The organism is Pantoea sp. X-Soil-ISGK-275, from assembly GCF_059730795.1.
On the sequence record NZ_AP035976.1, the window covers coordinates 1,612,433 to 1,625,202 of the forward strand.

At 56.5% G+C, this 12,770-nt stretch carries 15 protein-coding genes and 2 tRNA genes; 6 read left to right on the plus strand and 11 right to left on the minus strand.

Annotated features, from left to right (window positions below):
• Positions 1–35: 35 nt before the first annotated feature.
• Positions 36–314 (plus strand): acylphosphatase, encoded by a 279-nt coding sequence (yccX, locus tag AC6I8A_RS07435; RefSeq protein WP_497818260.1) that lies wholly within the window; start codon positions 36–38, stop codon positions 312–314.
• Here yccX and tusE read toward each other — a convergent pair whose 3' ends face one another.
• Both tusE and yccA read right to left on the minus strand, forming a co-directional pair.
• The gene (gene tusE / locus AC6I8A_RS07440) at positions 315–641 is read right to left on the minus strand and encodes a sulfurtransferase TusE (RefSeq protein WP_061717573.1); all 327 of its coding nucleotides are present in this window, start codon (positions 639–641) and stop codon (positions 315–317) included.
• A gap of 98 nt (positions 642–739) precedes the next feature.
• Positions 740–1,393, minus strand: a complete 654-nt coding sequence (yccA, locus tag AC6I8A_RS07445; protein WP_007887332.1) for an FtsH protease modulator YccA — start codon at positions 1,391–1,393, stop codon at positions 740–742.
• Between the two features lie 222 nt (positions 1,394–1,615).
• Here yccA and AC6I8A_RS07450 point away from each other — a divergent pair.
• The 3 genes from AC6I8A_RS07450 to agp all read left to right on the plus strand — a co-directional run bounded on the left by AC6I8A_RS07450 (position 1,616) and on the right by agp (position 3,703).
• A tRNA-Ser gene (locus AC6I8A_RS07450) sits at positions 1,616–1,703 on the plus strand.
• Between the two features lie 38 nt (positions 1,704–1,741).
• A tRNA-Ser gene (locus AC6I8A_RS07455) sits at positions 1,742–1,829 on the plus strand.
• Positions 1,830–2,086: 257 nt separating this feature from the next.
• Positions 2,087–3,703 carry a bifunctional glucose-1-phosphatase/inositol phosphatase gene (agp, locus tag AC6I8A_RS07460; protein WP_256696130.1) on the plus strand — a complete coding sequence of 539 codons (1,617 nt, stop codon included), beginning with the start codon at positions 2,087–2,089 and terminating at the stop codon, positions 3,701–3,703.
• Positions 3,704–3,757: 54 nt separating this feature from the next.
• Here agp and AC6I8A_RS07465 read toward each other — a convergent pair whose 3' ends face one another.
• From AC6I8A_RS07465 to wrbA, 3 genes are read right to left on the minus strand one after another with little or no spacing between them, the layout of a single operon-like run.
• Positions 3,758–5,131 carry an NAD-dependent succinate-semialdehyde dehydrogenase gene (locus AC6I8A_RS07465; RefSeq protein ID WP_008109425.1) on the minus strand — a complete coding sequence of 458 codons (1,374 nt, stop codon included), beginning with the start codon at positions 5,129–5,131 and terminating at the stop codon, positions 3,758–3,760.
• 56 nt (positions 5,132–5,187) lie between these two features.
• Positions 5,188–5,418, minus strand: a complete 231-nt coding sequence (locus AC6I8A_RS07470; protein WP_007887329.1) for a YccJ family protein — start codon at positions 5,416–5,418, stop codon at positions 5,188–5,190.
• 21 nt (positions 5,419–5,439) lie between these two features.
• Entirely contained in the window at positions 5,440–6,039 is a 600-nt protein-coding gene (wrbA, locus tag AC6I8A_RS07475) for an NAD(P)H:quinone oxidoreductase (protein ID WP_256696132.1), read from the minus strand.
• Between the two features lie 297 nt (positions 6,040–6,336).
• On the opposite strand from wrbA, the gene AC6I8A_RS07480 reads away from it, so the two are divergent.
• Positions 6,337–6,501 carry a con-10 family general stress protein gene (locus AC6I8A_RS07480; RefSeq protein WP_061717065.1) on the plus strand — a complete coding sequence of 55 codons (165 nt, stop codon included), beginning with the start codon at positions 6,337–6,339 and terminating at the stop codon, positions 6,499–6,501.
• Between the two features lie 109 nt (positions 6,502–6,610).
• Positions 6,611–7,525 (plus strand): DMT family transporter, encoded by a 915-nt coding sequence (locus tag AC6I8A_RS07485; RefSeq protein WP_256696133.1) that lies wholly within the window; start codon positions 6,611–6,613, stop codon positions 7,523–7,525.
• Here the strand turns inward: AC6I8A_RS07485 and rutG are convergent.
• The 6 genes from rutG to rutA are packed head-to-tail and all read right to left on the minus strand — an operon-like array spanning position 7,522 to position 12,472.
• A complete protein-coding gene (gene rutG / locus AC6I8A_RS07490; protein ID WP_256696134.1) occupies positions 7,522–8,847 on the minus strand; it encodes a pyrimidine utilization transport protein G in 1,326 nt (441 codons plus the stop codon). The two genes, AC6I8A_RS07485 and rutG, sit on opposite strands and share 4 nt — an antisense overlap.
• A gap of 45 nt (positions 8,848–8,892) precedes the next feature.
• Positions 8,893–9,414, minus strand: coding sequence for an NADH-dependent FMN reductase RutF (gene rutF / locus AC6I8A_RS07495; protein ID WP_265297129.1), 522 nt, complete (start codon positions 9,412–9,414; stop codon positions 8,893–8,895).
• Between the two features lie 15 nt (positions 9,415–9,429).
• A complete protein-coding gene (gene rutD / locus AC6I8A_RS07500) occupies positions 9,430–10,233 on the minus strand; it encodes a pyrimidine utilization protein D (protein ID WP_436332259.1) in 804 nt (267 codons plus the stop codon).
• Positions 10,233–10,628: a pyrimidine utilization protein C gene (gene rutC / locus AC6I8A_RS07505; protein WP_265297126.1), complete on the minus strand. Its 396-nt coding sequence runs from the start codon at positions 10,626–10,628 to the stop codon at positions 10,233–10,235. The genes rutD and rutC overlap by 1 nt, the downstream gene beginning before the upstream one ends.
• Positions 10,629–10,670: 42 nt before the next feature.
• A complete protein-coding gene (gene rutB / locus AC6I8A_RS07510) occupies positions 10,671–11,381 on the minus strand; it encodes a pyrimidine utilization protein B (RefSeq protein WP_179451326.1) in 711 nt (236 codons plus the stop codon).
• Positions 11,381–12,472, minus strand: coding sequence for a pyrimidine utilization protein A (gene rutA / locus AC6I8A_RS07515; RefSeq protein WP_008109441.1), 1,092 nt, complete (start codon positions 12,470–12,472; stop codon positions 11,381–11,383). Before rutA ends, rutB begins: the two co-directional genes overlap by 1 nt.
• Positions 12,473–12,770 lie beyond the last annotated feature (298 nt).

Here is a 12,770-nt window from a genome sequence, read left to right on the forward strand (position 1 = left end):
CGGCAAATTGCAACGCAAGGTGATGGGAGAACGCAATGGCAACCACATGCTGCAAAATTTGGGTACATGGCATCGTGCAGGGCGTGGGGTTTCGCTACCACACGCAAGCGCAGGCCAAACAGTTGAATCTTAACGGTTATGCGCACAATCTGGCGGACGGCAGCGTTGAAGTGCTGGCGTCCGGTGAAGCGCAGCAGGTCGATGAATTGATCAGTTGGCTAAAAGCAGGTGGGCCGCGTAGCGCGCGCGTGGACAAAGTGCTGGTGGAGCCACATCAGCCCAGGGAAGTGCCTACCCGATTCACCACTGGCTGATTACAAACACTTGGCCGGTTTTGGCAATCCGGCAATTTTGGTCGCTTGCTTCGCTGGGCCTTCCGGAAACAGGCGGAACAGATAGCGGCTGTTGCCTTTCTCCTCCCCATACTTTTGCGCCATGGCTTTCACCAGCATGCGTACCGCCGGCGAGGTATTAAATTCCTGATAAAACGCGCGCACAAAGTGCACCACTTCCCAGTGCGCTTCACTCATCACGATCGCCTCTTGCTCCGCAATGGCGGCGGCCAGCGGTTCGCTCCAGTCCGCGCTATTTTTCAAATAGCCTTCCGCATCGGTGGCAATCTCTTTACCGGCAAAATTCACAGTCATTCCTCATTGCGTTAATGGACACATTGTAAATTCGCCCAGCCATAAAAAGCAAAAACCCCGCCGAAGCGGGGTTTGATAACGGTTACGGCATCTTAATCGCGGTTAGCGAAGCCCAGCAGGCTCAACAGGCTAACAAAGATGTTATACAGCGAGACATACAGACTCACGGTGGCGCGAATGTAGTTGGTTTCGCCGCCGTGAATGATGTTGCTGGTTTCCCACAGAATGGCACCGGCAGAGAACAGAATAAATAGGGCGCTAATCGCCAGATGCAGCGCAGGCAGTTGCAGGAAGATGTTGGCAACTACCGCTACCAGCAGCACCACAAAGCCCGCCATCATCATGCCGCTCAGGAATGACATGTCGCGGCGCGTGGTCAGTACATAGGCTGAGCAACCGAAAAATACCAGCGCCGTGCCGCCCAAGGCCATGGCGATCACATCACCCATGCCCGCAGTGAGGAACGAACTGAGGATTGGGCCAAGGCAGTAACCGAGAAAACCGGTAAAGGCGAAGGCGGCCAGAATACCTGCTGGGCTGTTAGCCAGTTTATGCGTCAGGAACATCAAACCATAAAAGCCCACCAGCATCAGAATCAGACCCGGCGAAGGCAATGCAAACACGGTGCTCAGTGTTGCGGTAACCGCCGAGAAGGCCAGCGTAAAGCCAAGTAACAAATAAGTATTGCGCAGCACCTTGTGGGTGCTGACTAACGACTGCTGCGACGAGCTAAAAATTCTTTCCATCACGCGCTCCTTAAAGAGAGAAACACCAAATATGGCACGAGGATACGCAGCGCCTGAAAGACAGAAAAGGCGTTTTACCCATCTTTACGCGATAAATTGCTGTTTCGCTGAGCAGAATGGCGAAATTGACGCCGAATAAATAGAATTTGGCTGTTTTTCAGCCGAACGATTCATTGCAGGCTTTACATCGTTATAGGGGATGTTTATAGTGCGCCTCATTGCGGAGGGGTGGCCGAGTGGCTTAAGGCAACGGTCTTGAAAACCGTCGATGGGAAACCATCCGAGAGTTCGAATCTCTCCTCCTCCGCCATCTCTCTTGCTGAGAGATGACGCAACAAAAAAATCCCCGGAGGGATGGCCGAGTGGCTTAAGGCAACGGTCTTGAAAACCGTCGATGGGAAACCATCCCAGAGTTCGAATCTCTGTTCCTCCGCCATATTAAAGAAGCCCGCAGAAATGCGGGCTTTTTGCTTTTCTACGTTCACAGATTCCGAAAAACATCGCGTTGCTTTTCAATCTGCTGCCCTTGCCCAACGCCAGGCGCGTTTACTGCTATATTCCATGCACGGTTTTTTGCAAACATCTGGCGATTTTCCGATGCAAGCTGAGTTACACTGTGCGGTAATTCGCTCTTTGGCGGGCTAATCGTTTGAAAGCCAGAGTGTTTCACTGATGAATTATGGAATAGGCACAATGATCAAGAAACTGAGTCTTTGCGCGTTGTCAGTCATCGCTGCGCTCCCGATGGGCATGTCCGCCTATGCTGCGGATGGAGATATGCAACTCCAGCAGGTGCTGATGTTAAGCCGTCATAACCTGCGTGCGCCGCTCGCCAATAACGGCAGCGTACTGGAACAATCCACCAGGAAGAGCTGGCCGCAGTGGGATGTCGCGGGCGGTGAGCTCACCACCAAAGGTGGCGTGCTGGAAGTCTACATGGGGAATTACACCCGTCAGTGGCTGGCACAGCAGGGCTTAGTCCAGAACGGAACTTGCCCGGACAGCAGCAACATCTTTGTCTACGCCAACAGCCTGCAGCGCACCGTGGCGACCGCGCAGTACTTTATCACTGGCGCCTTCCCAGGCTGTGATATCGCGGTAACGCATCAGGATGCGATGGGCACCATGGATCCTATCTTCAATCCGGTCGTCACCGACGGCAGCGAGGAATTCAACAAGAAAGCGTTGGCTGCGATGACCGCCGCCAATGAAAAGCTGGCACTGAAACCTGCCTTCCAGCATCTGGAAAAAATCGTTGATTACAAATCTGCCCCGGCCTGTAACGGCAAAAAGCAGTGTGATTTGAGCAGCGGCGATAACACCTTCAGCGCGGATAACGGTAAAGAGCCAAACGTAAGCGGTCCGCTGAAAATCGGCAACTCGCTGGTGGATGCGTTTACGCTGCAATATTACGAAGGTTTCCCGGCCGATCAGGTTGCCTGGGGCCAGATCAAAACGCCTGAGCAGTGGAAAGAGCTGGCGTCGATCAAAAACGGTTATCAGGATGCGCTGTTCGCCTCTCCTGAAGTGGCGCGCGAAGTGGCCGCACCGCTGGTGGATTACATCCGCAGCCAGTTAGTCGATCAGGACAAAGCCAACGCGCCAAAAGTGACGCTGATGGTCGGTCATGATTCCAACATTGCCTCCTTACTCAGCGCGCTGCAGGTTAAACCTTATGAACTGCCGGGCAACGATGAGAAAACGCCAATTGGTGGCCAGGTGGTATTCGAACGCTGGCACGATGTGAAGAACAACAAAGATCTGCTGAAAATTGAGTATGTCTATCAAACGGCCGATCAGCTGCGCGATGCCGATGTGCTGAGCCTGAAAAATCCACCGAAGCGCGTCACGCTGCAACTGGCAGGCTGTGAAACGGATGCCAACGGCTACTGCAGCTGGGATCAATTCACCGGCGCTCTGAATGGCGCTCTGCAAGGTACGCCACTGCAGCCTGCTGCTGCACCAGCTCCGGCAGAACAGCCAGCACCAGCGGCGGCGGCACCGGCCGCAGATGATGCCAAGCAGAAAGCCGATCAGGCCGCTGCCGATAAAGCGGCTGCAGACAAAGCAGCAGCGGATAAGGCCGCAGCACAGAAGGCCGCAGATGCGAAAGCGGCTGAAGAGAAAGTGAAGGCGGATAAAGCTGCCGCGCAGAAAGCCGCTGACGAGAAAGCCAAAGCCGAGAAAGCCACTGCCCAGAAAGCAGCGGATGACAAAGCTAAGGCCGATGCGGCAGCTGCACAGAAAGCACAAGCCGATGCGACGCCAGCCAAGCCAGAAGAGCCGGCCAAGGCGGCGACCAGCAACTGAGTTTGCTGAAAAAACAAAACCCCGCCGAAGCGGGGTTTTTTTATGCCTGTGAACTTAACCGGCAACCACCACCAATTTTTGGTTGGCGAACTCTTTAATACCCAAATCCGACAACTCACGTCCGTAACCCGAACGTTTCACGCCACCAAACGGCAGCTCTGCTGAGGTATCGCTCTGCGAATTGATGAACACCATGCCCGTTTCAATCTGCGACGCCATCTTACGTCCGCGCGCAATATCTTTGGTCCAGACCGAACCGCCAAGGCCGTAATTTGAATCATTCGCCAGCGCCACAGCGGCACGATCGTCCGCCACCACATACACCTGCGCCACCGGGCCAAAAAATTCCTGATAGTAAGCCGGATTATCTGGCGTCAGACCGGTAAGCACCGTTGGCTGGTAATAGCAGCCGACGCCATCAATGGCGCGTCCACCAAATTCCACGCGCGCGCCATTTTTCACTGCTTCATCAACCTGTTTCACTAAACGATCGCGCGCATCTTTAGAAGAGAGTGGACCGAGCGTGGTCTTCTCGTCGAGCGGATCGCCCGGCGTGGCCGATTGCAGAGCCGCGCTGAATTTGGCCATAAACGTATCGGCAATTTTCTCGTGCAGAATAAAGCGCTTGGCGGCGGTACAGACCTGGCCGCAGTTGCTGAGGCGAGCTTGCGCGCCCTGACGTACCGCTTCATCGATATCGGCATCGTCCAGCACCACAAACACATCGTTACCGCCCAGTTCCAGCGTCGATTTCTTCAGATGTTTACCGGCCTGTTCCGCCACGGCGCTACCGGCGCGTTCGGAACCGGTCAGCGCCACACCTTGCACACGTGGATCGGCGATGAGATCCGCAACCTGATCGGTAGAGATAAACAAGTTTGTCCACGCGCCTTTTGGCGCCCCGGCTTCTTCCACCAATTTTTCAAATACATCGGCGCAGTGCGGCACGATGTTGGCGTGTTTTGCCAGTACCGGATTGCCCAGCGCCAGGTTTGGCGCCAGCACGCGCATCAGCTGATAGTAAGGGAAGTTCCACGGTTCAACCGCGACAATCACGCCAATCGGATGATATTCAAGCCAGGCATCGCCCACATCGCTGGCGTAGGGTTGTGGCTGTAAAAAGGTCGCGGCATGTTCCGCGTAGTAGCGGGCGATCTGCGAACAGATTTTCACTTCACCGCGACTTTGCCCAATTAACTTGCCCATCTCTTTACTGGCGATGGTCGCCAGCTCTTCGACGCGTTGGTCGATCAGGTCGGCTAAACGGTGCAGCACCTGCAAACGCGGCTGAATATCGCCTTTACTCCACGCGGAATGATAAAGCGCATCTGCGGTTTTCAGCGCCTGTTGTGCATAGGCATCATCGTGCTCGTTCCACGCTTTTAGCAGTTGGTTATTGGCTGGATTGATACTTTGATAGGCAGACATACAAGGCTCCTTGGTGATGTAAAGGTAACAAAGGCGGGACAATGCCCGCCTGTCACTCAAACGTTTTTGCGCTCGACCGTTTTGTCGTCCCAGGTCAGAACATCCTGGTCGGTCTTTTTGAAGGCGCGAATCAGTACTTCATCGCTGCCTTGCTGGCTCCAGATCTGCTCGGCTAAACGTTCGTCGTAGTTGGCTACCTCAAAAATGGCTTCAGCGATTTCGCGTGAAGTGTGGCGCAGTGATGCCCATTCGCCCACGTGATGCTCTTTCGACTGTTCTGTTGTCATGAAGGTCTCCTGTTGTGGATTTTATCCCTGTAGCTTAACCGCCAGTCCGGCGACGTGTTGGCCCTGATAACGGGCAATATCCAGTTCTTCCGCCGAAGGTTGACGTGATCCATCTCCGCCCGCCAGCGTAGTCGCGCCGTAAGGCGTTCCGCCGCGTACGTGAGAAATGTCGAAAAGTTCTTTAGTGCCATAACCGATAGGAACGATCACCATGCCGTGGTGGGCGAGGGTGGTCCAGACGGAGGTGATGGTTTGTTCCTGGCCGCCGCCGGTGCCGGTGGAGGCAAAAACGCTGGCGATTTTGCCGTACAGCGCGCCCGAAGCCCACAGACCGCCAGTGCGATCCCAGAAGTTACGCATCTGGCCCGCCATGTTGCCGAAACGCGTGGGAGTGCCAACGATGATGGCATCGTACTGCGGCAAATCTTCCGGCTTCGCTTCAGGCGCAGCCTGATTCACTTTGCCGCCAACCTGAGCGAAACGCTCGGCATCCATGCTTTCCGGCACGCGTAATATCGTGACTTCCGCGCCACTCACGCTCTTTGCACCGTCGGCCACGGCTTGCGCCATGGTTTCAATATGTCCGTACATCGAATAATAGAGCACCAAAATCTTTGCCATAGTTTTCATCCTGCTGGGGTGATGAGTAATCAGAAGTATAGAAGAGCCTGCGCAGGCTGCTGTACAGAGGTTAAGCAGGCGCCAATTAGTGTCGGCTAACTGCTTGTAACGCGGCGGTAAATTTGGTTTTTCGCAGTGAAATGAGTGGATTATCTGTTTCAAATTATGAATATCAGGCTCATTTCAGCGTTGCGTTGTCTATTCTTTAATCAGGCGTGCGGGATATCCGCCGCCGTGCTCTTCACGGCAGCATCGTGATCAGCCCCTAACCTGAACGCTCAATCCCTGGAGGAAATGATGGCCGAACATCGTGGAGGATCAGGCAATTTCGCAGAGGACCGTGAAAGGGCCGCAGAAGCGGGTCGCAAAGGCGGCAAAAACAGCGGGGGTAATTTCAGAAACGACCCACAGCGCGCTTCTGTAGCCGGAGAAAAAGGGGGACGCAGCCGCGGCAAGAAATAGCGCGACTGTCCGTTGATCCCCGGCCGCCGGGTTCGCCCGGCGGTAACAAGCATTGCAATTTCCCCGCTCTCTGAGCAAACTGACCGCCAACTGATTATTCTGGTGCGTTATGTCCGCTTCCTCTTCTCGTCTCAGCCTGCGTATTTCGCGTCAGGAGCTGGTGCTCATTTTTATTACCATGGTTTGGGGCGGCACCTTTTTGGTTGTACACCGCGCGATGGCGCATTCCGGTCCATTCTTCTTTGTCGGATTACGTTTTGCCACGGCATCGCTGCTGCTGGCCTTTTTCTTCCGTCGTTATCTCAAGCAGGTGACCTGGCTGGAAATTAAAGCTGGTGCGTTGATCGGGTTGTCGATTGCCGGCGGCTACGGTCTGCAAACCTGGGGCATGCAAACCATTTCCAGCAGCCAGTCGGCATTCATTACCGCGCTGTATGTGCCGGTGGTGCCGCTGCTGCAGTGGTTATTCCTGCGTCGTCCGCCGGGATTAATGGCGTGGCTGGGCATTTTGCTGGCGTTTACCGGTTTAGTGCTGGTGGCCGGTCCGCAGGATGGCAGTTTGACGCTGAACGCCGGTGAAATCGCTACCTTGCTGAGTACGCTGGCGATCGCGGCAGAGATCATCCTGATCAGCCGCTATGCCGGACAGGTTGATGTGCGCCGCGTCACGCTGATTCAGCTGATGGTGGCATCGGCCTGTGCCTTTGTTCTGATGATCCCGAATGGCGAATCGGTTCCTGCTCTGTCAACGCCGCTTCTGTTGAGCGCGTTGGGTTTGGGCGCAGCCAGTGCCTTAATTCAGGTGACGATGAACTGGGCGCAACGCAGCGTGTCGCCGACGCGTGCCACAGTGATTTACGCCGGTGAACCGGTGTGGGCGGGCGTAGTGGGACGTTTGGCGGGTGAGCGTTTACCTGCGGCGGCGCTGCTGGGCGCGGCATTGATTGTTTGTGGGGTGATCGTCAGCGAACTGCGTCTTCGTCGCAAGAAAGCGGTGCCCGATCAGGCACCGCTGGAACCTTAAGGATGTTGCCGTGCCGTCTGGTTCGCCAGTGCGGCGCCGCGACGTTGTAAAATGGCGTTCAGGATGATGGCACCAAAGGTGGCAGTGCCAATGCCGCCGATGGTGAAGCTGCCAATCTTCAGAGCAAAATCACCCGCGCCGAGCACCAGCGTGGTCGCTACCATGATCAAATTGCCATTCTGATTGAAATCCACGTGGTTCTGCACCCAAATGCGTGCGCCTGCCACCGCAATCAAACCAAACACCACAATCGATGCGCCACCAATCACCGGACCAGGAATGGTGTGAATCAGTGCGCCAAATTTCGGTGAGAAACCGAGCACCAAAGCAATCGCTGCTGCGGCCACGAAGGCCAGCGTGGAATAGACTTTGGTTACTGCCATCACGCCGATATTTTCCGCGTAGGTGGTGACGCCGCTGCCGCCGATTGAGCCCGACAGCATGGTTGCCAGGCCGTCGCCAACAAAGGCGCGCCCCATCCAGGGATCGAGGTTGCGTCCGGTCATGCCCGCTACGGCTTTGATGTGGCCAAGGTTTTCCGCCACCAGAATGATCGCCACCGGCGCGATCATCACGATGGCCTGCATATCAAAGATCGGAGCGGTGGTGTGCGGTAGGCCAAACCACGGCGCGTTGGCAAGGCCGCTGAAATCCACCGGTTTGCCAAAGCCCATCACGTTGGTCAGCAGCGCGTAGATCGCCCACGCGACAATCAGGCCGACCAGAATCAGCAGGCGCTGGATCATACCGCGTGTGAACACCGCCACCAGACCAATGCACAGCACCGTCATCACCGCCATCCAGCTGTCGAACATCGATCCGGAAACGCCGTGCACCGCAATCGGTGCCAGGTTCAGACCAATTGCCATCACCACCGCGCCCGTGACCACCGGCGGCATCAGACGCTCGATCCAACCGGTGCCGACTTTCATCACGATCAGGCCAATCACGGTATAGAGCGCGCCGCAGGCGATAACGCCGCCCAGCGCCAGCGCCAGATTGGGGTTGAGTCCCTGGCCGTTAAAGCCGGTTACCGCAATGATTACGCCGACAAACGCCGCGCTGGATCCGAGATAGCTGGGTACGCGTCCGCCGGTGATCAGGAAGAACAGCAGCGTACCGATGCCCGAAACCAGAATCGCCAGATTGGGGTCCAGTCCCATTAGCAACGGCATCAGCACCGTTGCGCCAAACATTGCCACAGCATGCTGCAGGCCAAGGACGACCGTCTGCGCAAACGGCAGCGTTTCGTCCGGCGCAATCAGCCCATCATCGGTCAAGGCTGACTTTTTCTGCCAGCGGGGGAACCAGGAACTCGCCATCGTCATCTCCAGGGTGTCAGTGAAAGCGGGCCGCACAAGGCGGCGTTAGCGGGCGTCCTGCCGTAAAAGGTGATGATAGCCACGGTCAAACCATGCCAGACCGTGGGTTTCATCATTGCGTACCAGCGCCTGCACTTCGCAAAACAGAATGTCGTGCGTGCCCACGCTGACCACTTGCGCCACTTTGCAATCAAACGACACCAGCGCGCCGTCTAACAGCGGTGAACCGCTGGCCAGCGTGTGCCAGTCAGCGGCGGCAAAGCGGTCTGCCATTGGCGTTTTGCCGCCAAACAGCGTCGAGAGTTCTTCATGCCCAGCGGCAAGTGTGTTGACGCACAGATAACCGTTGTCGCGGAAAATCGGCCACACCGACGCTGAGCGATTAAGACAAACCAACAGCGTCGGCGGCGAATCGGTGACGCTGCACACCGCCGAGGCGGTAAAACCGGCGCGTCCGGCGGGGCCGTCGGTGGTGATGATATTGACCGCTGCGCCTAAGCACGCCATCGCGTTGCGAAATGCATCGCGTTCTACAGCGGGTAAAACCGGCAGTTCATGCACGCTCATTGGCTGCTCCTGTGATTAGCTGGCCGCACGCTGAGCAGGCGCAGCCGTGTCGGCCAGCCAGCGCAGCAGCAGCGCATTAAAGTTGTCGGCATCGGTGACGCTCATCGCATGTCCACCCCAGGCCATCTCAATCAGGCTGCCGTTGGGCAGCGTCTGCGCCAGCTGCGGTGAGCAGCTCCACGGCACCAGCAGATCGTCCTGGCTGCAAATCGCTAATACTGGCTGGGTGATGCGCGCCACCTGTGGCCGGAAATCCGCGCTCTTTAGCGCATGCAAGCGGCGCAGCAGGTTTTCCATGCCCTGGAAATGGGCAACATGGTGTGCATCTTCCGCGTTAATGCGCTCCTGATTGCGCGCCAGCCATTCAGCGGGATAGAGGAACAGCGGCTGTGCACGCACAAAGGCTTCGACGCCGACGTTCATCAGCAGATCCTGACGTACCTGGAAGCAGCGTTGCGTGTGCGCATCGAGCGAAAGCCAGCCGTTGATCACCACCACGCGGCCCACGCGCTGCGGGAAGTCCAGCGCCAGCTGCAGGCCGATTAAGCCGCCCAGCGCATGGCCGATAATGTCGTAACGCTGGATGCCGTGCTGTTCCAGTGCCTCCGCCAGTTCTGCTGCCATCATCGCCATGCTGTAGCCGTCCGGCAGCGTATCTGCGCTGCGGCCGGTGCCGCGCTGATCGTAGGTCACCACGCGATAATGCGGCGTCAGCGCCGCCAGCTGCGGCTGCCAGAAACCGGCGACGCCGCCCAAACCAGAGGCGAGCACCAGCGTCGGCGCATCTTCAGTGGTTAAACCCTGAATCTCCAGATGCATCACGCCTCCTGTTTCCCAATATGCGCAACGGTGGCAATTTCAATCAGCGCATCCGGTTTCACTAAGCCGCACTGGATGCAGAAGCGTGCCGGTTTATCGCCGGGGAAATATTCGGCATAGATTTGGTTAATCGCCGCGTAGTTGCTCCAGTCGGTGAGAAAAATCGAGTTGAAGGTCACGTCGTCCATCGTGCCGCCAGCGGTTTCGATCACCTTTTTGATGGTCTCCAGCACGTGACGCGTTTGCGCGGCGGCATCACCGATGTGCACCACATTGTTGTTGGCATCGAACGGCAAGGTGCCGGAGACGTACACAATACCGTCAGCTAAGGTGCCGGGCACGAATGGCGCGATTGGCGTACCGCTGCCGGGCGGAATAATCACACTTTTAGGCATGGCGAAATCCTCTTCTTATTGATGTGCAGGTGAATTGAGGCGTTAACTTTTCAACGTTTCGCAGAACGTGTCGGTATCGCTGACCCAGCCAAAAAACGTTTCAATGTTGAAAATGGCTGCCTGCTGCGCAAACGCCGGGCCTGCCTGATAGGTCGCGTCCTCCAGCACCACGCCGAAATACTCCAGGAAGAAGCCGTCACGCAACGTCGATTCCACACAGACGTTGGTAGCAATGCCGGTAAACACCAGATGGCGAATGCCACGGCTGCGCAGCATGCTGTCGAGCGAAGTGTTGAAAAAGCCGCTGTAACGCGGTTTCGGCAGCACGATATCGCCTTCCTGCGGCACCAGTTCATCGACCAGCGCATAATCCCAGCCGCCTTTCGACAGCAGCGTGCCCTGCAATTCCGGGCGCTTGCGCATGGTTTTCAGCGCGTTGGATTTGTGGAAGTTCGGGGATCCCGCGTCACCGGCTTCAACGTATTGGTCATCCCAACCGTTCTGGAACCAGATGATCTGCATCCCGGCGGCACGCGCGGCGGTGACCGCCTGATGGATTTTGGCAATCACCGGTTTGGTGGCGGAGACATCAAAGCCCGCCAGATCGAGATAGCCGCCTTGCGTGGCGTAGGCGTTTTGCATATCCACCACAATCAGCGCACTTTGCGCGGGCGGCAGCGCGATGGCTTCCGGGCGCGCCGGCAAGGTGACGTTCGGTAACGTTGAGGTGTGGGCGCAAACAACGGTACTCATCAGGCAACCTCCTGCTGGGATGCGATTAAATCGTGGCGACACTGCATTAAGGGCTGAATACGTTCACCGAAATCTTCGATGCCTTGCAGGAAGTCGTCAAAGGTGAGCAACACGCCTTGCGTACCATCGACTAAAGCAACCTCATCCAACATTCGTGCCACATTGGCGTAAGAACCCACCAGCGTGCCCATGTTGATGTTGACGGCGGAGGTCGGATCGGCCATCTGGCGCACGTTGGTGTCGCTACCGGATTTGGTGTCCTGCTGACTTTGCGTGGTGAGCCAGGCGAGCGCCTCTTCATCGGCACCGGCTTTGTAGTGCTCCCATTTGGCGCGTGCAGCTTCGTCGCTCTCGGCGGCAATGATCATAAACAGCACATAAGAACCGACGTCGCGGCCCGCTTTATCAGCAGCCTGCTTCATACGCGCGGCGGTTGGCGCGAAGGCGGTTGGCGTGTTGACGCCTTTGCCAAAGCAGAAGTTGTAATCGGCATGCTGCGCCGAGAACGCCATGCCCGCATCGCTCTGGCCGGCGCAGATCACTTTCATCGGTTTCTGCGGCTGCGGGCTGACGCGGCAATCGTTCATGGTAAAGAACTCGCCTTTGAAGTCGCTTTGGCCGGTGCCCCACAGATCGCGCAGCACGGTGACGTATTCGGTCAGGTATTCGTAACGACTGGAGAAGTAGGCATCGCCCGGCCATAAGCCCATCTGCTCGTACTCGGGTTTCTGCCAGCCGGTAACGAGGTTGACGCCGAAGCGGCCATTGGAGATGGAGTCAATGGTGGACGCCATACGCGCCACAATCGCGGGCGGTAAGGTGAGCGTGGCGGCGGTGGCGTAAATCTCAATGCGTGAGGTCACCGCCGCGAGTCCCGCCATCAGCGTGAAGGATTCGAGGTTGTGATCCCAAAACTCGGTTTTACCGCCAAAGCCGCGCAGCTTGATCATCGAAAGGGCAAAGTCGAAATGATAATGCTCTGCTTTCAGCACGATCTCTTTGTTCAGTTCAAAAGTCGGTTTGTATTGCGGTGCATGGGTGGAGATCAGCCAGCCGTTATTACCAATCGGGATAAAGACGCCAATTTTCATGTGAAACCTCTCTGCATTAGACGGGGACTGCTTCACGCGCTGCGCTGCTTCCTGCACGCATCCTGCGGGCGGCGCTCCATCACAAAATTGCAAAGGCTGTGCCACATTTTCAAAAGACTTAAATAACAATGTGTTAAAAGTAGCGATGTTTGTAAACTGGAGTGATTGGTCCAATTTAGACCGTTTGGTCAAAACGTTCTGCACGTTTTTCATGCGCGACATGGTCAAAAAAGGTGCAGGCGGGCGATTAGGCAGGAAAGAAGGCCTTTGTTATGATGCGTTCACGCAGGACGGAAGA

Excerpts from the sequence above, each read along its gene's own strand:
- yccX (WP_497818260.1), top strand. The coding sequence starts at position 36 with ATGGCAACCACATGCTGCAAAATTTGGGTACATGGCATCGTGCAGGGC.
- yccA (WP_007887332.1), bottom strand. The coding sequence starts at position 1,393 with ATGGAAAGAATTTTTAGCTCGTCGCAGCAGTCGTTAGTCAGCACCCAC.
- agp (WP_256696130.1), top strand. The coding sequence starts at position 2,087 with ATGATCAAGAAACTGAGTCTTTGCGCGTTGTCAGTCATCGCTGCGCTC.
- AC6I8A_RS07465 (WP_008109425.1), bottom strand. The coding sequence starts at position 5,131 with ATGTCTGCCTATCAAAGTATCAATCCAGCCAATAACCAACTGCTAAAA.
- AC6I8A_RS07470 (WP_007887329.1), bottom strand. The coding sequence starts at position 5,418 with ATGACAACAGAACAGTCGAAAGAGCATCACGTGGGCGAATGGGCATCA.
- wrbA (WP_256696132.1), bottom strand. The coding sequence starts at position 6,039 with ATGGCAAAGATTTTGGTGCTCTATTATTCGATGTACGGACATATTGAA.
- AC6I8A_RS07480 (WP_061717065.1), top strand. The coding sequence starts at position 6,337 with ATGGCCGAACATCGTGGAGGATCAGGCAATTTCGCAGAGGACCGTGAA.
- AC6I8A_RS07485 (WP_256696133.1), top strand. The coding sequence starts at position 6,611 with ATGTCCGCTTCCTCTTCTCGTCTCAGCCTGCGTATTTCGCGTCAGGAG.
- rutG (WP_256696134.1), bottom strand. The coding sequence starts at position 8,847 with ATGGCGAGTTCCTGGTTCCCCCGCTGGCAGAAAAAGTCAGCCTTGACC.
- rutF (WP_265297129.1), bottom strand. The coding sequence starts at position 9,414 with ATGAGCGTGCATGAACTGCCGGTTTTACCCGCTGTAGAACGCGATGCA.
- rutD (WP_436332259.1), bottom strand. The coding sequence starts at position 10,233 with ATGCATCTGGAGATTCAGGGTTTAACCACTGAAGATGCGCCGACGCTG.
- rutC (WP_265297126.1), bottom strand. The coding sequence starts at position 10,628 with ATGCCTAAAAGTGTGATTATTCCGCCCGGCAGCGGTACGCCAATCGCG.
- rutB (WP_179451326.1), bottom strand. The coding sequence starts at position 11,381 with ATGAGTACCGTTGTTTGCGCCCACACCTCAACGTTACCGAACGTCACC.
- rutA (WP_008109441.1), bottom strand. The coding sequence starts at position 12,472 with ATGAAAATTGGCGTCTTTATCCCGATTGGTAATAACGGCTGGCTGATC.